Source organism: Magnetovibrio blakemorei, assembly GCF_001746755.1.
GTDB lineage: Bacteria > Pseudomonadota > Alphaproteobacteria > Rhodospirillales > Magnetovibrionaceae > Magnetovibrio > Magnetovibrio blakemorei.
The window spans coordinates 60,664-81,250 of the sequence record NZ_MCGG01000055.1 but is presented as its reverse complement, the minus strand read 5'-3'; the positions used below and the strand labels follow the sequence as shown (position 1 = coordinate 81,250).

The following is a 20,587-nucleotide window of genomic DNA, read 5'->3' as shown; positions in this document are numbered from 1 at the left end:
CGAGACTTAATGTGAAGTTTGATCAGGGCGGTGTGCGATGCGTTTGGCAGAAAACGTCAGCGTGGCCGTTGTGCCGACGCCTTTTTCGCTGGTGAGTTTCAGGCTTCCGCCCAAGGCTTCGGCAAGTCCGGTGGCCAACGTCAGACCCAACCCGGTGCCTTCATAGCGCCGCGCGAGGCTGCTATCAACCTGGCCGAATTTGGTGAGCGCCTTTGCCAATTCATCGGCATCCATGCCGATGCCTGTATCCTTGATGCTAAAACAAAGCTTATCGCCCGGTTGGTATTTGGCTAAGAGTTCCACACGTCCGCCTTCGGGGGTGAACTTGACGGCGTTGGCCAGCAGGTTGAGCAAAATTTGTTTAAAGCGCCTTTCGTCGAGGTAAATTTCAACGTCAGGCACGTCGAGGCTTTCCACCAGGTTCAACTGTCCGTCATCAATGCGCCCGGCAACAATGCGCAAAGCGGCCCTGGCGGCTTTGATGGGGTCGATGAGCTCTTCTTGGAGATTGAGGCTTTGGGCTTCAATCACGGACACGTCCAAAACGTCATTGATGAGTTCCAGAAGATGTTCGCCTGATTCATGAATGTCGTTGACGTATTCCAGTTGCTTATTCCCCAAAATGCCGCTGACGGTTTTGTTCTTCAACAAATTGGAAAAACCGATGATGGCATTGAGTGGGGTACGTAATTCGTGGCTCATGTTGGCCAAAAATTCAGATTTGGTGCGGTTGGCCATTTCCGCTTCTACACGGGCGGTGATGAGCTGTTGATGTTCGGTTTTGCGTGCGGTGATGTCTTCGTGCATGGCGAGGAAATGGGTGATTTGACCATCTCTGTCGCGGATGGGGGTGACGCGGGCCGCGGCCCAATACAAGCTGCCATCCTTACAGCGGTCCTGAATTTCACCGCGCCAAGATTTCCCAGCCAGCAAATTTTCCCACAAATGTTTATAGGTTTCGGAAGGCGTGTGCCCTGATTTGAGAAAACGAGGGTTTTTGCCAAGCACTTCGGATTGTTCGTATCCCGTAACAGCCGTGAATTGTGTGTTGGTATAGATAATGTCGCCCTTGAGATCGGTGATAAACACCAAGTCGCCGCTTTGTTCAACGGCATGGGACAGGATGCGCTCGCGGCGTTCGGCTTTTTTGTAAGAATAGGTCAAAAAGGCTGCGGTCCAAATGGCAAACAGCGCAAGGGCGCGGTTGGTCAAAACCACCCAAGGAATGCCCCCGTCCGGTGATCCGAGGTAGCCCACCATCGTGAGCACGGAGCCGATGACGGCCAAGGTGTAAATGTGGCGACGATCATTGAGCCAATACCCCGCGAGCACCAACGCGATATAAGGAACACCACCCGCCACACCAAGCGGCATGATTAAGTCAAACGTTAAGACACTGGCTGCGATGACAATCAGGACGGCCACAACAGGAATGGGTGTTCCGGGCCAATATTGTACGCGGGCAGATCTGGTGGGGTGGGGTCGCTGTGCGGGGGCAGCAAGATCAACCATATGAACACTAACGCCTATTTTGTTTTCTGAACGCCCCCACGTTCATCTAGGATTGTCCTCGAACTGAGCGGTGGGTGCAACACATATGTATGCGCATCCATTTGCATTCTGCTCATCCCTTGAGATTATGATTAAATTTCAAGTCCTGCGAATTCGGCGACGCAGGCCTTGGGCAGTTGCACACTCACCGTCGTCCCTGTGCCCTTTTGGCTGTCAATGTGCAGGGTGCCGCCATGCAGTTCCACCAACCCTTGGGTTAGCGGCAGTCCTAAGCCGTTGCCGTGATATTTGCGCGTGTGGTCGCTTTCCACTTGGCCGAACTGGGTCATGGCTTTGGTGATGTCGGCTTCATCCATGCCGATGCCAGTGTCGGTCACGGCGATGGTTAAACCGCCGTCTTGTTCTAAGGTCGCAGAAATGACGATTGATCCACCTTTGGCGGTGAATTTCACGGCGTTGGACAACAGATTTATGAAAACTTGTTTGATGCGCCGTTCATCGGCGCACAGATAAAGATTTTTGTCGATATTCGGATAGGTGATGGTGATATCCGCTTGTTGGGCGCGCGGCAAGACCAAACGCAAAGAAGATTCCAAAACGTCGATCAATTTGAAGGTGTCGGTGTACAAATGGATCTGTGAGGCTTCCAGGGAGGCGACGTCCAAGATGTCGTTGATCAATGACAGCAGATGCTCGCCCGATTCCTTGATGATATCAATGTAATCGTCGTACGCCGGATTGTTGAGAGGACCAAAAATGCCGTTTTTGATCGAACTGGAAAACCCGATGATGGCGTTCAAGGGGGTGCGCAACTCGTGACTGGTGTTGGCGAGAATCTCGGACTTTGCCTTGGACGCAATTTCCGCCTGCTCTTTCGCCAACGTGAGGCGCTCTTCGGCCAGTTTACGTTCCGTGATGTCTTCGTGCACGGCCACAAAATGATTGATCGTCTTCGAAGACAACGCAATTGGATTGACGGTTAAGTTGGCCCAAAAAACCCTGCCGTCTTTATGCTTGTTTTGAATCTCACCTTGCCACTTTTGTCCGGACAAGATGGCCGCCCACATGTCTTCATAGACCGCTTTCGGTGTAAGGCCCGATTGCAATATGCGTGGAGTTTGCCCAATCGTTTCTTCTTTGGTGTAGCCCGTCATGGTCGTGAACATGGTGTTGACGTACTCAATGGTGCCGGTCAAATCGGTGACAAAAACCATGGAGGGGTTTTGTTCGATAATTTCCGACAGCATGCGCAGTTGCTTGTTCGCCTCCAGCTTTTCGCTGATGTCCTCAGCGGTGCCGTAAACGCCCATGAGCTGCCATGTATCTTTGTCAAAATGCGGCAAGCCATTAAACATGTAGGACCGCACAGAGCCGTCTTTATTTTCAATCTTGAACAGGTGATCACGAAAGGGGAGAGACCAATCGGGTTCTTTTTCAGCGTCGTCCGAACCGTAAAAGGTGCCAAAATCGGTCAGCTTTTTACCGATCATTTGTTGCGGTAAAAGATTGAAAACTTCGGTACAGCGTTTGGACACGAACACCAGCGCGCCAGCCTTATCGATCTCCCAAATCACTTCGGAAACGAGGCGCGACATATCTTCAAGCCGCGAAAGCGCACTCGATGCCCTTTCTTCGGCATTGCCGGAGAATGAGGGCCAATTCCTGGGCTTGCGGGCACGAAGCGCATTCACTGGTCGTAACACCTTAAATGATTCGGAACGGGTATTATCATTAACCATAAATCATAAGGATTATAAAGAGAATATTTCATTTAATAAGGGCAATTTATGCACAATATATAACAACTGAGTGTAGAGAAGCGGCAGCGCCTTTGCCGTTATGGTACATGTGAATGCATCTAATGACCGCGACAGCAAAAGCAGCTATGCTACTCTACGATGGAGCCCTGAGAATACCCATGATCACGAGGTCAGCATGAAACCGACGCTGGATGCGGGCCGTTTGCTGGATTTGGCTCGCGAAAAAACGGCCGAGAGCAAGACGGAACTCGCTGCGATCGTTGACAGTCTCTTTGAAGATCAAGGGACTGTGCTGAGCGATCGTGAAAAAAGCCTTATGTTCAACATCATCCATCAGCTTGTGCGCGAGGTTGAGGTTTCGGTGCGCAAGAAGTTGAGCGAAAAGTTCGCCACAGATGACGACGTCCCGAGAGCTCTGGTTAAGGAACTGGCTTCGGACGAATTGGAAGTGGCCTATCCCATTTTGACCAAAAGCAAAGTGCTGCGCGACGAAGATCTCATTGAAATCATTCGCTTGCGCACGGAAGAATTCCATTTGGCCATCACGCTCCGCGATGGCATCAGTGAGGTGGTCTCAGATGCCTTGATTGAAACCCAAAATGAGGGCGTGATTACCCAGTTGCTGGAAAATGAAAGTGCACAAATTTCCCACGCGGCGTTTGAATATTTGGTCGATCAATCCAAACGGGTCGATACGTTCCAAGAGCCGTTGTTGAGGCGCACGGAATTGCCGCAAGAGTTGGCGAAAAAAATGTTTATGTGGGTTTCAGCCGCTCTGCGCCTTCACATCATTGAGCACTATGACATCGATACCGCTTCCGTAGATCGATTGTTGGAGCAAGCGGCCCGTGAAGGTTATGAATCCACCCTGATGGAAAAAATAGACCTCTCCTCAGAACTTATCAAAAGTTTGCGTGAACGGGGCATGATCACACCGGAAATGTTGGTGAAAACCCTGTTGGATGGGGAAATCCCCCTGTTTTTGGCGATCTTTTCAGATTTGACCCAGTTGAGCGACGTCGTCATTCGCCGGATCGTATTTGATAAGGCGGGCGAAGGGATTGCCATCGCGTGCAAGGCCATAGATTTTTCTGAGTATGATTTTGTGAGCATCTACCGCAAAAGCCGCCGGGTCGCTCCCGGCCGCGCAGACGCCACCCGCGCCGAAGTGAATATCTTATTGGACATCTACCGCACCATAGATCGGGCGGAAGCGCTCAAAGTCCTGGATTTGTGGCGTCGCGATAAAGACTATCTGGCTGCAATTCGTGATTTGGTGCCGGAAAGAAACTCCCTTTTATAGGCCCCTTAAAGGTCGTCGGTTTCGTCGTCATCCAAGTCGTCTTCGTCTTGGGTGTCGCATTTACCGGTACGCGCGCAGATGGTGCGGTAACTGCGAATGGCGAACGGGATGGAAACCAAGTACACCGCCAATATACCTGACAATGTCGCCCACGGTGCGCTGAGCATGCTGGCGATCACCAGACCGACGGTGACCATCAACGGCAATACCCACTTGGGGCGAAGTTTGACCTTTTTGAACGAGTAGGTGGGGATGGAGCTGACCATCAGCAACGCCACGACCACCATGAAAACAGCAACCACCTCGGGACGCCGCACATACTCTTCGAACAGGTTGAACGAAATGATCATGGGCAGCAAGGCCAGCCCCGCCGCAGCGGGGGCCGGAACGCCGGAAAAAAATGTGGACGACCACGCCGGGGGATTGGGGTCTTCGGCAGCGGTGTTAAAGCGCGCCAGGCGCAATGCACAGCTCACCGCAAACAGCACCACCACAATCCAGCCAACACGGCCCATATCTTTCAATGACCAGAAATACAGCATCATGGGCGGTGCGACGCCAAAGCTGAGAATGTCGGCCAAGGAATCCAGTTCTGCGCCGAATTTGGAGGTGCCTTTGAGCAGTCGGGCAATGCGACCGTCCAGGGCATCCAAAATGGCGGCGGCCAGGATCGCCAGCGCCGCGTGTTCCCAACGCCCTTCATAGGCAAAACGAATAGCGGTCAAGCCGGAGCTTAACGCCAGCAGCGTCAGCATATTGGGGATCATCACATTCAGCGACAAGCGTCTACGCTTTGGGCGCTTGGGGTGTTCGGGAAGCGCAGGGCTCACATCCGTCATCAACGTACCTCACCTGTGCGGGCAGACTCAGGAGTCTCTAAATCCGCAATCACGGTTTCGCCGGCGGTTGTCAACTGGCCGACGGCCACAAGCGATTGCCCACCCTTGGGCAAATAAACGTCAACGCGCGAACCAAAGCGGATCAGGCCAAAGCGTTGTCCGGCTTGCATGTGCGTGCCTTCTTCGACTTGGCACAGGATGCGCCGCGCCACCAGTCCGGCAATTTGCACAAACGCAATGTCGTGCCCCGTCTTCGTGTGCATGGAAAGCGACATGCGTTCGTTAAATTCACTGGCTTTGTCGAGCTCGGCATTGAAGAACTTGCCGGGTCGATACGCAATTTTTGAAATCACCCCGTCCATGGGTGCACGGTTTACATGCACGTTGAAGACGTTCATGAAGATGCACACCCGGGGGCGCGCCTCGTCACCCATCTCCAATTCGGCCGGGGGAACGGCTTCGTCGATCAAGCACACGCGCCCGTCTGCGGGGGCAATCACCAAGCCCTGACGGGTGGGGGTCATGCGGTCGGGATCGCGAAAGAAATAAACGCACCACAAGGTGAGCACGAGGCCAACCCAACCCAACGGCTCAGCATAAGCGCCCAGCGCCAAGGCGATGACGGCAAAAAGAGCGATAAACGGCCAACCTGCGCGGTTGATAGGTACCAAGATGGTCTTCACGAAATGCAATTCCTTATGTGTTGGCCGATGACGGCGGCCCGATCTTGTTTGCGCGCATTGTAGTTGCACGGATGCAATAGGTTAAGTCTTGAATTTTTAGACAAATACGGGGCGCAAAATATAGCCTATTGACCCGGAAGGCGGAAAAGTTGGCCCGGGTAAATCAGGTTTGGATTGCGAATAAGGTCTTGATTGGCCTCATAAATCATATGATAGCGCAGGCCCTTGCCGTAGGTGCGCTCGGCCAGACGCCACAGGCTGTTGCCGGGCTGTACAACAACAAAACTTCCCGGGGCCAGGCTTTCAATGTCTTGAGGTTCGGCGCGTTGGAAGGGCAATTCACGCCGTGCGATGACTTGGCCGCTATCATCAACCATATCGGCCCGCAGGCTATAGGTGCCCGGTGCAATGTCGGTTTCAGGGGTGATGTGCCAGCGCCCCGCTTCATCGGCAAGAGAGCGGCCAATGAAGTGATTGTCGACGTAAAGCTGAACCGCATGACCCGGTTTGGCATGGCCGCTGATGGTTAAATTGCCGCCGCCGTAATCCACGGCATCAACGCCGAAGACGTCTTCGGGGCCAGGTTTTTGCAAAACTTCACTGGGTCCGGTGCCATCGCGACGCACTTTCAGCGCCAAGGCTCCGTCGCTGCTGACACCGCGTTCGGGCACCACCAAAATGACCACATGATCAGATAACAGCGGTTCACGCCCGTCCATCAGCATGCGCAGGCCCAGGCGGCGTTCTCCGGGTTGCAAAAGCGTTTCGGGGACAAATACCCATTCGCCATGACCATCCGTCGCCACGGTGCCAAAAACCGTTTCACCATCCAAGATTTCGACGTGGCTATCGGGATGTGCGCGACCAGCCATCACCGCGTTGCCTTCGGGGTTCACCCGCACCACGTCAAAGGACGGGGGGATGATTTTTTCAACTTGGGCTGTTGCAGGGGAAGTTGTAGGGCTTTGCGCCTCCGTCATGGGCGCGTCAGAATCGCCCAGCATGACGCTGAGCCCAACCGCAACGGCGATGATCACAACACCGAGCGCACCTACTATGACGGATTTCTGCACTGTCCCCCAACTCCTGGTTCTTAAGGGTGGCCCTTCTTAATCATGTCTATAACACTAAATGCACAGAGAGTGCACTGCAATCACCCTGATAGAGGGGGTGTTATATTTTACGCCAAAAGGTGAGGTTTTCGGGATATTACCACGCGTCTGTCCCTGATTTCTCCGCTTTCTTAGGTTTGACCTGATTGTGGACGGGGGCCACGGATTGCAAATAGGTGATCAGGGCTTTGCGATCTTCAAGGGTCATTTTGCTGGTGGAGTGTGATACCGATTCGCCCATCACCCCGCCAACGAAGTCACCGTCGGGCAACATGCCGATGGAAAAAAGCATTTCAAAATCACCGGATTTCCATTTCCCGGTTCCGGTTTCCAAGTCAGGTGTGATGTTGGGAATGGTGAGGCCTTCGGGGTTTTTCTGGGTGCCCCCATAGGCCATGTCGGTTTTCTGACCGCCGAGCCAATTGCGCGGGGTGTGGCATTCGGGGCAATGCGACAACGCCTCGGCGATATAGCGTCCGCGCGGCCACGCAGACTTTGGACCTTTTTCAAAATAGAGCGCCTTCCAAAAGCCGACCAGCCAACGCCAGCCGAAGGGGGCATTGAGTTGATGGGCTTGATTGGGCTTTGAGACGCTTGGCTGGGCCTGGAGATACGCCCACAGGGCGCTGATGTCGTCATCCGTCATGTGGGTGTAAGACGTGTACGGAAAGGCCGGAAAATAATGCGCGCCATCGGGGCGAAGGCCGTCGCGCAAGGCCTGGCGAAAGTCAGCGAAGGTCCATTTGCCGATGCCCGTATCTAAATCGGGCGTAATGTTGGGGCTGAAAAAAGTACCGAAGTCGGTTTTAAAGGCCCGCCCCCCCGCCAGGCGGGGCCCCCTGGTTTTTTTGTCCGTGTGACAGCCTACGCACCCCGCAAGATTGAAGATGTACTCACCGTTAGCAACAAGGTCTTGGGCTCCGCGGTTTTGGGCCATGAGGTCTTGGGTAGAGGCGGGAAGCGCGCACAAAAAAACCGCCACCGCCAGAGCCCCGGCCACGCAAATGACCTGGGCTTTGTTGCGGTGTTGGTCCGTTTTGTGCGGTCTGGTCACGTTATTGTTTTTTCTTCTCGCGGAAGTTTTCATGGCAGTTTTTGCACGCCTTGCCAAGTTCGCCAAAAGCCGCGCCGCTTGCGGCCATGTCGCCCGACATGGCTGCCGTGTTGAGATTTGCGGCGGCGCCTTGAAACATTTTGACGGCCCCAGCAAAATCGGCGGGTTTCTCCCAGATGGCGGGAAGGGCTTCGGTTTCGCCGAAATCAGAGCCTTCCGGGAAAATCGATCCGGCGATTTTTGACAGCTCAGCCATGCCTTGGGTATGGACGGCAAAATTTGCGCCGTTTGCACTTGCCCCCTTCAAGATGGCCGCCATGGAGCCCATGTGGCCGCCAATGGAACTCATCACCGATTTGCGGTATTTGATTTCACCATCGCCATCGGCCATCGCGGGGGGCGTGAATGCGCTTACGGCGAGGATGGCTGTGACGAACAGAAGGTGTTTTTTGAAGGTCATGAAAAATACTCCCTAACGTTTCGGGCAAAGACCGCCCACAACTAAGATGTAGTTTAGTATCGTTTGAAGAAAAGCATTTTAATTTTTTGTGTCGTTGATGAGAGCACTTGGACAGGAATGACGGGCGCGCTACAAAGGCTTTCGAATAGACCAAGGGGATAGCTATGAGCAAATTGACGTCACTGTGTGTGTTTTGTGGATCGCGGATCGGTTCCGATCCGGCCCATGCCCGGGAAGGCGAAAAATTGGGCCGGTTGCTGGGGGAAAGGGGCGTGAAACTGATTTACGGCGGTGGCGGCATTGGCATGATGGCGGTGGTGGCGAACGCCGCAGTCGCGGCCGGGGGCGAAGTTTTGGGCATCATTCCGGAGTTTTTGCGCGCCTATGAAGTCGGCGTGGTCGAAGGGGCCCAAGAGGTCGTGGTGGACGGTATGCACAACCGCAAAGCCAAAATGTTCGAGCTTTCCGACGCCTTTGTCGCCTTGCCCGGCGGCCTCGGCACGTTGGATGAAAGCATTGAAATCATCACCTGGAAGCAGCTTCAACAGCACAATAAGCCGATTATTTTTGTCAACACCAACGGCTATTGGGACCCGTATCTGGCCTTGATTGATCGCGTTGTCGAAGGCGGCTTCGGCCACCACAAAATCAAAGACCTTTTCCAGGTGGTCGATGATGTTGAAGATATTTTTGATGCCATTGAAGCGGCCCCCGACGCCGATAACATCGTGCTGACCAGCCACTTGTAAAGCCTACGTCGTTGCGTCCTTTGGACATTTAGGACGAAAGCCTTGGGGCGTTGCTCTCTTCTTGTCAAAGTGTGTGGGGCACCTTATGTTGCATCTGCACAATAAGCAGCTTGGAAAAGCCCTGACCAAAAGGTTCTGAGAAACCAGCGCCGGGGGTGTTGTCGGAAACAGAATGCCGACGCTTGCGTATAAACTGGGGAAAACTTAAGGAGCATTGCGGATGTCTAAGATTAAGGTCGCCAATCCTATCGTTGAACTCGATGGCGATGAAATGACCCGTATTATCTGGGATTTCATTAAGAACAAACTGATCCTGCCTTACCTGGATGTGGATCTGAAATACTACGACCTCAGTATGGAAAAACGCGACGAGACCGATGATCAGATCACGATCGATGCCGCCGAAGCCATTAAGACCTATCGTGTTGGTGTGAAATGCGCGACCATCACGCCTGACGAAGACCGGGTCAAAGAATTTGGTCTCAAGACCATGTGGAAAAGCCCCAACGGCACCATCCGCAACATTCTTGGCGGCACCGTGTTTCGCAAGCCGATCATTTGTTCCAACGTGCCCCGCTTGGTGCCAGGTTGGACCCAGCCCATCGTAATTGGTCGTCATGCCTTTGGCGATCAGTACCGCGCCACCGACTTTCGGGTGCCTGGCGCTGGCAAGCTGACCATGAAGTTCGTGCCCGAAGACGGTGGTGAAGTGATTGAACGCGAAGTGTTCAATTTCCCCAGCTCGGGCGTTGCCATGTCCATGTACAACTTGGATGATTCTATCAAAGGTTTTGCCCGCTCCTGCATGAACTATGGCCTGGATTTGGGCTGGCCGGTGTATCTGTCGACCAAAAACACCATCATGAAGGCCTATGACGGACGCTTTAAGGACCTGTTTCAAGAGGTCTTCGATACTGAATTCAAAGCCAAATTTGACGCCGCAGGGATCACCTACGAACACCGTTTGATCGATGACATGGTGGCGTGCGCCATGAAATGGTCCGGCGGTTTTGTGTGGGCGTGTAAAAACTATGACGGCGATGTCCAATCCGACACCGTCGCCCAGGGTTTTGGCTCGCTGGGACTGATGACGTCAGTGTTGTTGACGCCGGATGGGCAAACGGTCGAAGCCGAAGCGGCCCACGGCACCGTGACGCGCCATTATCGCCAACATCAGGCCGGCAAAGAAACCTCGACCAATCCCATCGCGTCGATCTTTGCCTGGACCCGCGGCATTGCCTATCGCGGCAAGTTCGATGGTACTCCGGACGTGGTCAAGTTTGCCGAAGCCTTGGAAAAGGTCTGCGTCGCCACCGTTGAGGCCGGACACATGACCAAGGACTTGGCGCTGTTGATCGGTCCGGATCAAGCGTGGATGACCACCACTCAATTTTTGGAAAAACTGGACGAAAACCTCAAAGCTGAAATGGCCACGTGGTAAGAGCTTCTGGTGATTTGCAAAATTTTAAACCCCACCGAATATTTCGGTGGGGTTTTTACTTGCGAGCCCCTGTCAGCTATATAAGATGATGGCTTATGAATTTGAGTGTCGAACGCGGGGGTGTTCATGTCGTCAACTGATCCAGATCTTGAGATGATCCTGGCGGATATGCGCCAGGAATTCATTGAACATACGCGCGATAAATTGGAACTCGTCGAGGACGAGATTGAGGCTTTGCGCTCTGGTACAGGCGATTGTGAACGCAATATTTTAGAAATTAAGCGCATCATTCATTCCATCAAAGGGGCCGGCGGGTCTTTTGGTTTTCCGACCATTTCCAAGGTGGCTCACGGTTTAGAGGATTATTTGGAAACCACCGGGGATGTCAGCACCGTCGCGGGCGAAGATTTGCTGGTGTTCGTCAACACCATCACGGACATTTTGATCTCGGGCGAAGAACCGGACACCGATCTCGCTCACATGATGCTGCGCAGTTTGCCCACCGGGCGACGCCAAAGCGGCGTTCGGGCCCTGGACAAGGGTTCGGCCCTGATGATCATGCCGCGTGGCGTGCAGCGCAAAATCATCTCTCAAGAATTGGCCCAGTTGGGCTACAAGGTGACGATTGTGGACAATGCCATTGAAGCCATCGATATGGCGCTGACGCTGAAACCCGATTATGTCATCACCACCCAAGTCTTGGAGCGGATGACCGGCATCGAACTGGCGTGGGTGCTGCAAATGTTTAAAATGACCCGTAGCGTCAAAGTGGCGGTGGTGACCGCTGACGAGATCAGTGACGAAGCGCTCGAATCGTTGCCGCCGCACACCACCTTGATCAAAAAAGGCCCGCGCTTCTCGCTTGAATTGATGTCCTTTATTCGCAAGGCGGGGAAATAGTAGGCATTTTCTCATCAGAACTTGCGTGATTTTGGGCATTTCCCCCTTGACGGATAGTCCTAAATTACGTAAAACCCGCGCACTCGGGGCTGCACGCGGTGTAGCCCTGCACCGTTTTCACTTGAGGAGCCGAACAATGGCCCGTAAATGCGCCCTAACCGGCCGTGGCGTTCAGACCGGTAACAATGTGTCTCACGCACACAACACGACCCGCCGCCGTTTCCTGCCGAATTTGCAGGACGTCTCGTTGATGAGCGACGCCATGGGCCATGCTGTCAGCATGCGCGTGTGCGCCAGCACCATCCGCACGATTGAGCACAATGGAGGCCTCGACGCCTATCTGTTGGGCACATCCAATCTGAAGCTGACCGAAGAAGCCCAGAAGCTGAAGCGCCGCATCCGTCGCGCTCTTGCGAAAGCCGCTTAATCGGTAAAAAGTGCTTCATCCACGCTTTTGTGGATAAGAGATTCAAGAGACCCGCTCATTTGAGCGGGTCTTTTGTTTTGTGGACCTATGTTTCAAGAGAGCTTGATCTCTAACGGTCTGGCGTGCACACTTTGACAATGGATCTTTCAAAATTTCATCCCACCCGACGGGGCTTTATCCGTTCCGTGCTGTTGGCATCAGGTTTTGCGCCTGCGTTGCTCAGCCTTGTTGCGCGTGCCGGGGCAGCAGAGGCGGCTCAGCTGCCGATTAAGGCCGGGGTGCAAGAGCTTGTGGGCGATGTACGCTTGAATGGTCGGCCCGCAAAGGTGGGCCAAGTGGTCCGTCCCGGCGATGTGTGCATGACGGGCGCAGAAAGCAGTTGTGTGATCGTTTTGGGAGAGCATGTCTATTTGCTGCGCGAAATGTCAGAAGTCGAATTTTATCCCGAACTCTTTGAAGAGGCGGCAGAAGCTGCCAGCGCCCTATCGGGCTCCATCAAGATGGCGGCGGGGGCGATGCTGGCGGTGTTTGGCAAAACCGATACGTCCATCGTTACGCCGATGGCCACCATCGGCATTCGCGGCACCGCCTGTTACACGTCCATAGAGCCTGAGAGGACCTACGCGTGTGTGTGTTATGGCACCGCCGATTTGGCCAGTGCCGTCAGCGGCCAAGCGCTGGAAACCGTGTTCAGCAGACATCACGATATGCCGCGCTACATCTACGGTCCGGACGCGCCGATTGCCATTGAGAAGGCCAAAGTGATTGATCACTCAGACGCCGAGCTGCGGATGCTGGAAGCGCTGGTGAACCGCATACCGCCGTTTGACGAGCCCGGGGCACCGCCATACACCCGTTATGACCCTGCGTTCAAACCGTAAGTCGAACCTTTAGCGCGTTACTGCGCTGCGGCTTCCTGGTTGCCGGGCAGGGCCTCAAAGACACCATCCCAAAACCGCGTCCGTGCCTCAAGCGCCTGCAGGGCGGCCTCTTCGGCCTCGCGGGCTTTTTTGGCATCGCCATCGATGAAGGCGTCCAACATGCGCAAGGACAATGGCGCGTGAAAATCTTCGTCTAAATGAATGTGGCGTTCCAGATAGAAGTGAAAGGCCGGTGCATCATCGGCAGTGATCGACATGTCTTTGAGGATTGAGCGAAACATGGTGGGGATGATGTGCTCGCGTCCCAGCGCAAACGCCGCTGCCACAATATGGGGTTTGCCCGTTTCAATGAAGGCAAAGGTCTGGGATGTAAAGGCCCGCGACGCATCGGGAAGAGCCTCGGTGCTGAGGGCTTTGTGAATGCCTTTGCTGGCAGCCACGTTGACAAAAGCTTGCACGGTATCGGTGTTTGCGCCAATTTCACCCATGGCGGTTAGATAGAGCTCATAATGGCTGAGAAATTCCGGGCCGCTGTCGGGCAGGCCCACGTCGGTCTCTTCTTCCAAAATAATTGAATTGATGAAGCGGCGCACCACCGGGTCACCCTTGGGGGCCCAGGGCACCTGGATGGGGGCGAGCTCGTTTTGCAGGGTTTTGCCCAGCGACATGAAATCCCACACTGAAAAGACATGGTGCTGCATAAACACGCGTAAATCGTTGACCGTACGCACGGATTCGTAAACGGGATGTCGGGCCAAACGCTCGCGCGCGGGGATGATGAGATCAAGATTAAAAGTCATTTGCATCGGTTGTCCGATTGTTGATTGAGACGTGGGCCAAAGTGGAGGGCATTTTAACTGGGTTTCAGGCAAACGGTAAAGCAAAACCCGCATTTCCTGATGCGGTCTATTGTGAAGTACGGGTCTTGACGCCCAAGGGGGGGCGCGCCTATCTCACGGGCTAGGAACACAATACGTTTGATGCACAGCATTTGATGCTTAGGCGAAAGGACTTTTGATGGGTTACATGCGCACGGCCATTTTGCTGGCAGGCCTGATGGCGCTATTTATGGGCGCAGGCCTGATGCTGGGCGGCGAGACGGGTATGGCGATTGCCCTGGTGTTTGGCATTGGGGTGAATTTCTGGGCCTATTGGTCATCCGATAAAATGGTCCTCAAGATGTATGGCGCGCGCGAAGTCAGCCGGGGCGCGCAGCCTGAGTTTTACGACTTGGTGGCGATGTTGTCGCGTCAAGCCGGCCTGCCGATGCCCAAGGTTTACATCATTGACGAAGACCAGCCCAATGCCTTTGCCACCGGGCGCAACCCGCAAAATGCTGCCGTGGCGGCAACGTCAGGGCTGTTGAAGCTTTTGAGCCCCAGCGAGTTGGCGGGGGTTATGGCGCACGAATTGGCGCATGTGAAAAACCGCGATACGCTGATTATGACCGTGACCGCAACGATTGCCGGTGCGCTGTCGATGCTCGCCAATTTCGCGATGTTTTTTGGCCGCGGCGATAGTCGCAATAACCCGTTGGGGATCGTCGGTGTCATCTTGGTGATGATCTTGGCTCCGCTGGCGGCAATGATGGTGCAGATGGCCATTTCCCGTACTCGGGAATACGAGGCCGATCGTATCGGCAGCGAAATATGTGGCCAACCATCGTGGTTGGCGTCCGCACTGGCCAAATTGGAGCAAGGGGCCAAGCACATCGATAATGCGCGGGCCGAGCAAAATCCAGCCACGGCGCATATGTTTATCGTCAATCCGCTGCACACCAAATCCATGGACAATCTGTTTTCCACCCACCCCAACATGAAAAACCGCATCGCCCGGTTGCAGGCGTTGGCGGAAGACATGGCCCAAGAGGCGCCCACATCTGTACGTGCCCACCAACCCCACCCAGAAAGGCCCGAGCAACGTTCTCGGCGATCCAGTTCCGTGCCCCGCGCCGGGGCGCGTACCCGCGCCCGCCCAGGCAAACGAGGGCCTTGGGCTTAGGGCCGTCTTTTATTTCGGTGCGTCCACGGGAATGAGGTGCAGGCGGCCATGCTTGACCCCGGTCTGTGAGGTCAAGTGATTGGACAGGTGGCGCACATCTTTGACAGAGCCTCTCAGCACCGTGGCCTCTAGGCAGTTTCTTTCATCAATATGCAGATGCAACGTTGCGGCGGGAACGTCGTGGTGATGGTGTTGGGCTTCCATCAGTCGTGAGGACAGCAGGCGTTCTTGGTGATCGTAGACGTATGTGACACACCCTACACACGGGGCGTTTTCGTCGGCGGCGATCCGGTCATCGGCCAGAAGTTGGCGAATCGCATCACGAATGCCTTCCGAACGATTGTCATAGCCGTGTTTGTCCATGTAAGCATCGAACTGCGACAACAGGTCTGCATCGAGTGTGATGGTGACCCGTTCCATCATTTTTTTTTCTTTCATTGCACGCCCCAAAAATCTGAATATGATTAATATAAGATTCGTCATACTCGCTTTTTGTTATTGAAACATAAGTTTCTAACTATACAGGGGATTGAAGATGAAACGTGTGATTTTTGGATTTGCAGGATTGGTGACTTTATTGGCGAGCCCGGCGATGGCGCATACGGGGGCCGGTGAGGTCAGTGGCCTTCTGGCAGGCCTTTCTCACCCGATCAGCGGCTTGGATCATATTTTGGTCATGGTTGCGGTGGGTGTTTTGGCGGTCCAGTTGGGGGGGCGTGGCCTGTGGTTGGTGCCTGCCAGCTTTGTGTCGGTGATGGCATTGGGGGGCGTTCTTGGTGTCACTGGTGTTGGTGTGCCTTTTGTTGAACAAGGCATTATTGGTTCCGTGATTATTTTGGGCGCTGTGGTTGCTTGGGGCGGCAAAATGCCGTTGTCGGCTGCCATGGCGCTGGTCGGGGTATTCGCCTTGTTTCATGGATATGCACACGGCACGGAAATGCCCATGAATGCACACGGCGCACAATACAGCATTGGCTTCATTCTGGTAACGGCGACGCTTCACGCCTTGGGGATGGGGCTCAGCCTGGCTCTGCGCGCGTATATTGAAAAGTCTGCGATGCTTGTGGCGCGTGTCGGTGGTGCGGCGATCGCGGCTGCCGGGGTCAGCATGGCGATTTCCTGACGCCCCCGTTTTCATTTGAAAAAATGCAGAAAAAAAGGCCGGAGCGATAAGCCCCGGCCTTTTTAATGGAAGCTAAAAGCGATTACTTCATCGGAGGCATGGTGGAGTGTTGCATTTCCTGCATCTGCTTCATTTGCTTCATGCCGCCCATATTGTGCGGCGTCATATCACCTGACATGGCGCCTGACATGGCGCCGGGGCCTTTGACTTCAACGACAATGGATTTTTCGCCCGCGTGTTCAAACACCAATGTCACGGGGAAGGTGCTGTTTTCTTGAAACGGCGCCTTCAGGCCCATAAACATCACGTGGTAGCTGCCGGGTTTAAGGTCTTGGGACGCGCCGTTTTTGACGGGAATGCCACCTTTGACTTCGCGCATTTTCATCACTCCGCCTTCCATCAGGTGGGTGTGCAGTTCAACGCGCGATGCCACGTCAGATTTTGCGGCGATCAGGGTGTCGTCCATGCCCGTATCATTGTGAAGGGTCATGAATGCCGCGCCTGCTTTGGCCATGCCTGCAGAGGCCCGTGCCCAAGGCTGGGAGATCGTCATGTCACCGGCCAGGGCAGCGCCCGAAAAGGTCACGGCGGCAAGTGCGGTGGCGGCAAAAAGTGATTTGAACGTGTACATGTTGTGTGATCCTTAAAATTTTGCAGAGCATCGCTCAGACCATTCAGCGCGGTGGCGCGGGGCATGGGCGGCATAAAAACAGTGAATAGATTAGCACCATCACACACCCAGGCCGACCGTCCTAATTGCCGGCCTGAGTGCGGATTGGTTGGGAAGTAAGTGTGGGTTAAGCCAGGGGCGGGGCGCGGGCTTGGCCGGGCGCGGCGCTCCAAAGCGCAGTTCGTTGGTCGCGCGCATCAGGTAATGGGCATCCCCGAGGGAGGAAGGAGGGGATGAACGTCACCTGGGGCGACGGCGGAACCAGTCCTTGGGCGATGGTCTGCACTTGGCAGACCGGGCAGTCCCAAGGCATAACGTCGGAAGGAACCTTGTCCAGAGGTTCCCCGGAAACGTCCGCTTGGGACTGTGCACCAAAGGCCGTGCAAATTACGAGGTAGAAGTTGGAGGCGGAACGACCATCATGAAGGTCCGAATCCGCCGGAAGCGGGATGGCCACACTCAGCGGGACCATGGCCTGGAAAAGCATGGCGAACAACGCCATTTGCGCCGCACCCCGATGTGAAATCTGAAGGGTGTTGCGCATGTACCGGATTGCACGTGAGAACTGCACGCGTATCAAGTTCATCCTTTTCATGGACTCATGGTCGGCCACTCTATCGGCCGGGTTCAATGTCCCGTTGCAAATCGTATACGAACTTTACGTTCGCTTTCATTACATTGATCTTATGCGATATAGGACAAGAGGCAAGAATTATGTTCGCTGTTTTTATAAAGCGCGATGTTTCCGGTGCTTCTTTTGCGCGGAAGTTTTGCTGTCTTCATCAAACAAATCAGCCAGTTCCGACATGATTGTGCCGCCTAAGTCTTCGGCGTCCAGCAGCGTCACGGCGTGTTTGTAATAGCGCGTGACATCGTGACCGATGCCGATGGCGATCAGTTCAACCGAGGATTTGGTTTCGATCCATTCAATGGCATCGCGCAGGTGGCGTTCTAAATAATTGCCGGGATTGACGCTGAGGGTGGCGTCATCGACCGGCGCACCGTCGGAAATCACCATCAAAATACGCCGTTGTTCGGGGCGGGCCAGCAACCGGTTGTGCGCCCACATCAAGGCCTCACCATCGATGTTTTCCTTAAGAATGCCTTCTTTCAGCATCAGCCCCAAATTGCGCCGCACGCGCCGCCATGGGGCATCGGCGGCTTTGTAGATGATGTGGCGCAAATCGTTCAGGCGACCGGGGTTTTCCGGTTTGTGCTGTTCAACCCAATGCTCACGCGACAGCCCGCCTTTCCAGGCGCGGGTGGTAAATCCCAAGATTTCGACTTTGACGCCACAGCGTTCCAGGGTGCGCGCCATGACATCTGCACTGATGGCGGCGATGGTGATCGGCCGTCCGCGCATGGAGCCGGAATTATCAATCAGCAACGACACCACGGTATCGCGGAAATCAGCGTCTTTTTCTTCTTTGAACGACAGCGGCGCATAGGGGTCAATCACCACCCGCGACAGCCGCGCGACATCCAGTAAGCCTTCTTCCAAATCGAATTCCCATGATCGGGTTTGCTTGGCCAGCAAGCGCCGTTGCAGGCGATTGGCGAGTTTGGTCACCACCCCTTGCAGTTTGTCCAATTGCCGATCGAGCTGTTCACGCAGGCGGTGCAACTCGTCCGCTTCACTTAAGTCCTCCGCGTCGATCACTTGATCGAATTGGGTGGTGTAAGGGCGGTAGGGCTTGTTGTCGTTGGGGGCGTTCAGCGGCCAGGCATCGTCATGCTCGGTGGGACCCGCAGGCGTTTCGCCGCCCGTCATCATGTCTTCGTCTTGTCCACCATCGCCGTCAAGGCCGTCGGAAAACTCAGCGCTGAGCGCATCAGTGCCCACCGCGCCCGCACCGTCTTGATCGTCGCTGCCTTCCGGACTTTCGTCATCGGACGTTTGATCGTCCTGGTCTTGGTTTTGTGCATCGTTGTCAGATTGTGCGTCGGATTCACTTTCGCCGGGCAGTTCGTTCAGCAGTTCAAGCGCTTTCATCAACATGCCGGCTTCCCGCGCGAAGTCGGCTTGGTTGGCGAGCGCTTGTGCCAGCTTGTCCAGTTGCCCAGGGGCTTTGGTGTCCAACCAAGGACGCCATTGTTCAATCAGCGTCCCTGCCGCTTCGGGAATAGTTTCCCCCGTAAAACGTTCGCGAGCCATCATGGCCAAAGCCTGGGCCATGTGTTGAGGGTCGCGATCAAACACGGTGCGAAATGGGGCGGCGGCCTGTTCGTGCATGGTCGCCATGTTGTGTCCGGCACCGGGGTAGATGCGGCCACCCACCGCTTCGACGCGCGCCTGTTCTAAGGCATTGAAAACACTGCGGGCTTCGTCACCCGCAGGCATTAGACGGTTGTGCAGATTTTTGTCATGAAACTGCAAACGCATCGCCAAGGCATCCGATTGGCCGCGCAGACGCAAAATATCGTTGGGCTTCAAATGCGGTTCAGGTTCGGGTTCCGGCAAGATGGCGGCTGCGTTCGTATACGACGCCCCACTTTGACCGCGCGCGAAGCTCACCACCATGTCGCGCTTTTGGCTCATGGCCTTGAGCGTTGACGCGGTGGCGCGTTTCAGCGTTTCGTTGAGCGGTTCTGCCTTGGACATGGCCTAAGGGGCTCTCCAGCTGGGCTCAGGTTTTGGTTTTGATCAGCGATTCGGGCAGCTCTTTGTTAAAGCAGCGCTGGTAATATTCAGCCACGATGGCGCGTTCCATCTCGTCGCATTTGTTGAGGAAACTCATGCGGAATGCGGTGCCGACATCGCTGAAAATTTGTGCATTTTCCGCCCACGTCAGAACCGTACGCGGGCTCATAACGGTGGAGATGTCGCCGCTGACAAAGCCTTCACGGGTGAGATCGGCCACCCGCACCATGGCGGACACGATGGCCCGGCCTTCGTCATTTTGATAGTCTTTGACCTTGGACAAAATGATTTTCGTCTCATCATCGTGGGGCAGGTAGTTCAACGTTGCGACGATGTTCCAACGGTCCATTTGCCCTTGGTTGATTTGCTGGGTGCCGTGGTACAGCCCCGTGGTGTCGCCCAGACCGATGGTGTTGGTGGTGGAAAACAGGCGAAAGTAGGGGTGCGGTTTGATCACGCGGCTTTGGTCGAGCAACGTCAGTTTGCCTTCGACTTCCAAAACGCGCTGAATCACGAACATCACGTCGGGACGGCCCGCGTCGTATTCGTCGAACACAATCGCCACCGGGTTTTGCAATGCCCACGGCAAAATGCCTTCGCGAAATTCCGTTACTTGTTGACCGTCTTTTAAGACGATGGCGTCTTTGCCCACCAAATCAATGCGGCTGACGTGACTGTCTAAGTTGACGCGGATCATGGGCCAGTTCAGACGCGCCGCCACTTGTTCGATATGGGTTGATTTTCCGGTGCCGTGATAGCCTTGAATCATCACCCGGCGGTTGTGCTTGAAACCCGCCAAGATGGCCAACGTGGTGTCGAAATCAAACTGATAGTTTTCATCAATGGCGGGCACGTGCTCTTCACCTTGGGAAAAGGCGGGCGTTTCCATGTCCACGTCCAGACCGAAGGTCTGGCGCACATCAACGCTGATGTCTGGGGCGCTTAAGGGAAAGGCGGACTTGTGCGCGGCTGTTTTGATGGCGACGGTCATAATGCATTCCGTTTGTGTGTTGGGCCCGATGGCGCTTGGG

General features: G+C 54.8%; 21 protein-coding genes. 8 read left to right on the top strand and 13 right to left on the bottom strand.

Annotated features, from left to right (window positions below; all coding sequences use genetic code 11):
• Positions 1-6: 6 nt before the first annotated feature.
• Both BEN30_RS14315 and BEN30_RS14310 read right to left on the bottom strand, forming a co-directional pair.
• Positions 7-1,512, bottom strand: coding sequence for a PAS domain-containing sensor histidine kinase (locus tag BEN30_RS14315; protein WP_084005602.1), 1,506 nt, complete (start codon positions 1,510-1,512; stop codon positions 7-9).
• Between the two features lie 131 nt (positions 1,513-1,643).
• Positions 1,644-3,203 (bottom strand): PAS domain-containing sensor histidine kinase, encoded by a 1,560-nt coding sequence (locus BEN30_RS14310; RefSeq protein WP_170827074.1) that lies wholly within the window; start codon positions 3,201-3,203, stop codon positions 1,644-1,646.
• A gap of 244 nt (positions 3,204-3,447) precedes the next feature.
• Between BEN30_RS14310 and BEN30_RS14305 the strand changes: the two genes are divergently transcribed.
• Positions 3,448-4,575: a DUF2336 domain-containing protein gene (locus BEN30_RS14305; RefSeq protein ID WP_069959005.1), complete on the top strand. Its 1,128-nt coding sequence runs from the start codon at positions 3,448-3,450 to the stop codon at positions 4,573-4,575.
• 5 nt (positions 4,576-4,580) lie between these two features.
• Here the strand turns inward: BEN30_RS14305 and pssA are convergent, their stop codons facing one another.
• The 5 genes from pssA to BEN30_RS14280 all read right to left on the bottom strand — a co-directional run bounded on the left by pssA (position 4,581) and on the right by BEN30_RS14280 (position 8,723).
• Positions 4,581-5,414: a CDP-diacylglycerol--serine O-phosphatidyltransferase gene (gene pssA / locus BEN30_RS14300; RefSeq protein WP_069959004.1), complete on the bottom strand. Its 834-nt coding sequence runs from the start codon at positions 5,412-5,414 to the stop codon at positions 4,581-4,583.
• Positions 5,414-6,166 (bottom strand): phosphatidylserine decarboxylase, encoded by a 753-nt coding sequence (locus BEN30_RS14295; protein WP_281201840.1) that lies wholly within the window; start codon positions 6,164-6,166, stop codon positions 5,414-5,416. The genes pssA and BEN30_RS14295 overlap by 1 nt, the downstream gene beginning before the upstream one ends.
• Positions 6,167-6,222: 56 nt before the next feature.
• Complete coding sequence (locus BEN30_RS14290; RefSeq protein ID WP_069959002.1) at positions 6,223-7,170, bottom strand: LysM peptidoglycan-binding domain-containing protein; 948 nt, start codon at positions 7,168-7,170, stop codon at positions 6,223-6,225.
• A 136-nt stretch (positions 7,171-7,306) separates the two neighbouring features.
• Entirely contained in the window at positions 7,307-8,263 is a 957-nt protein-coding gene (locus BEN30_RS14285) for a c-type cytochrome (RefSeq protein ID WP_084005599.1), read from the bottom strand.
• A 1-nt stretch (position 8,264) separates the two neighbouring features.
• Positions 8,265-8,723 carry a c-type cytochrome gene (locus BEN30_RS14280; RefSeq protein WP_069959001.1) on the bottom strand — a complete coding sequence of 153 codons (459 nt, stop codon included), beginning with the start codon at positions 8,721-8,723 and terminating at the stop codon, positions 8,265-8,267.
• A gap of 164 nt (positions 8,724-8,887) precedes the next feature.
• Here BEN30_RS14280 and BEN30_RS14275 point away from each other — a divergent pair, with 164 nt between their 5' ends.
• The 5 genes from BEN30_RS14275 (at position 8,888) to BEN30_RS14255 (ending at position 13,121) form a co-directional block, all read left to right on the top strand.
• Positions 8,888-9,472 (top strand): LOG family protein, encoded by a 585-nt coding sequence (locus BEN30_RS14275; RefSeq protein WP_069959000.1) that lies wholly within the window; start codon positions 8,888-8,890, stop codon positions 9,470-9,472.
• 220 nt (positions 9,473-9,692) lie between these two features.
• On the top strand, positions 9,693-10,913 hold the full coding sequence (locus tag BEN30_RS14270) for an NADP-dependent isocitrate dehydrogenase (protein WP_069958999.1): 1,221 nt from the start codon (positions 9,693-9,695) through the stop codon (positions 10,911-10,913).
• A gap of 126 nt (positions 10,914-11,039) precedes the next feature.
• Positions 11,040-11,813 carry an Hpt domain-containing protein gene (locus BEN30_RS14265; protein WP_084005598.1) on the top strand — a complete coding sequence of 258 codons (774 nt, stop codon included), beginning with the start codon at positions 11,040-11,042 and terminating at the stop codon, positions 11,811-11,813.
• A 136-nt stretch (positions 11,814-11,949) separates the two neighbouring features.
• Positions 11,950-12,240: a 50S ribosomal protein L28 gene (gene rpmB / locus BEN30_RS14260; RefSeq protein WP_069958997.1), complete on the top strand. Its 291-nt coding sequence runs from the start codon at positions 11,950-11,952 to the stop codon at positions 12,238-12,240.
• 137 nt (positions 12,241-12,377) lie between these two features.
• Positions 12,378-13,121, top strand: a complete 744-nt coding sequence (locus BEN30_RS14255) for a hypothetical protein (RefSeq protein ID WP_069958996.1) — start codon at positions 12,378-12,380, stop codon at positions 13,119-13,121.
• Between the two features lie 17 nt (positions 13,122-13,138).
• Here BEN30_RS14255 and BEN30_RS14250 read toward each other — a convergent pair whose 3' ends face one another.
• Complete coding sequence (locus tag BEN30_RS14250; RefSeq protein ID WP_084005609.1) at positions 13,139-13,921, bottom strand: DUF3050 domain-containing protein; 783 nt, start codon at positions 13,919-13,921, stop codon at positions 13,139-13,141.
• A 217-nt stretch (positions 13,922-14,138) separates the two neighbouring features.
• Here BEN30_RS14250 and htpX point away from each other — a divergent pair, with 217 nt between their 5' ends.
• A complete protein-coding gene (htpX, locus tag BEN30_RS14245) occupies positions 14,139-15,122 on the top strand; it encodes a zinc metalloprotease HtpX (RefSeq protein ID WP_069958994.1) in 984 nt (327 codons plus the stop codon).
• Between the two features lie 9 nt (positions 15,123-15,131).
• Here htpX and nikR read toward each other — a convergent pair whose 3' ends face one another.
• Positions 15,132-15,560 (bottom strand): nickel-responsive transcriptional regulator NikR, encoded by a 429-nt coding sequence (nikR, locus tag BEN30_RS14240; RefSeq protein WP_211563423.1) that lies wholly within the window; start codon positions 15,558-15,560, stop codon positions 15,132-15,134.
• 97 nt (positions 15,561-15,657) lie between these two features.
• On the opposite strand from nikR, the gene BEN30_RS14235 reads away from it, so the two are divergent.
• Complete coding sequence (locus BEN30_RS14235; protein ID WP_069958993.1) at positions 15,658-16,245, top strand: HupE/UreJ family protein; 588 nt, start codon at positions 15,658-15,660, stop codon at positions 16,243-16,245.
• An 82-nt stretch (positions 16,246-16,327) separates the two neighbouring features.
• Here the strand turns inward: BEN30_RS14235 and BEN30_RS14230 are convergent, their stop codons facing one another.
• The 4 genes from BEN30_RS14230 to cobS all read right to left on the bottom strand — a co-directional run bounded on the left by BEN30_RS14230 (position 16,328) and on the right by cobS (position 20,547).
• Complete coding sequence (locus BEN30_RS14230; RefSeq protein ID WP_069958992.1) at positions 16,328-16,876, bottom strand: copper chaperone PCu(A)C; 549 nt, start codon at positions 16,874-16,876, stop codon at positions 16,328-16,330.
• A gap of 166 nt (positions 16,877-17,042) precedes the next feature.
• Positions 17,043-17,459, bottom strand: coding sequence for a DUF2946 family protein (locus BEN30_RS14225; RefSeq protein WP_139135045.1), 417 nt, complete (start codon positions 17,457-17,459; stop codon positions 17,043-17,045).
• A gap of 183 nt (positions 17,460-17,642) precedes the next feature.
• Positions 17,643-19,517, bottom strand: coding sequence for a cobaltochelatase subunit CobT (gene cobT, locus BEN30_RS14220; protein ID WP_069958990.1), 1,875 nt, complete (start codon positions 19,515-19,517; stop codon positions 17,643-17,645).
• 25 nt (positions 19,518-19,542) lie between these two features.
• A complete protein-coding gene (gene cobS / locus BEN30_RS14215) occupies positions 19,543-20,547 on the bottom strand; it encodes a cobaltochelatase subunit CobS (protein ID WP_069958989.1) in 1,005 nt (334 codons plus the stop codon).
• Positions 20,548-20,587: the final 40 nt, after the last annotated feature.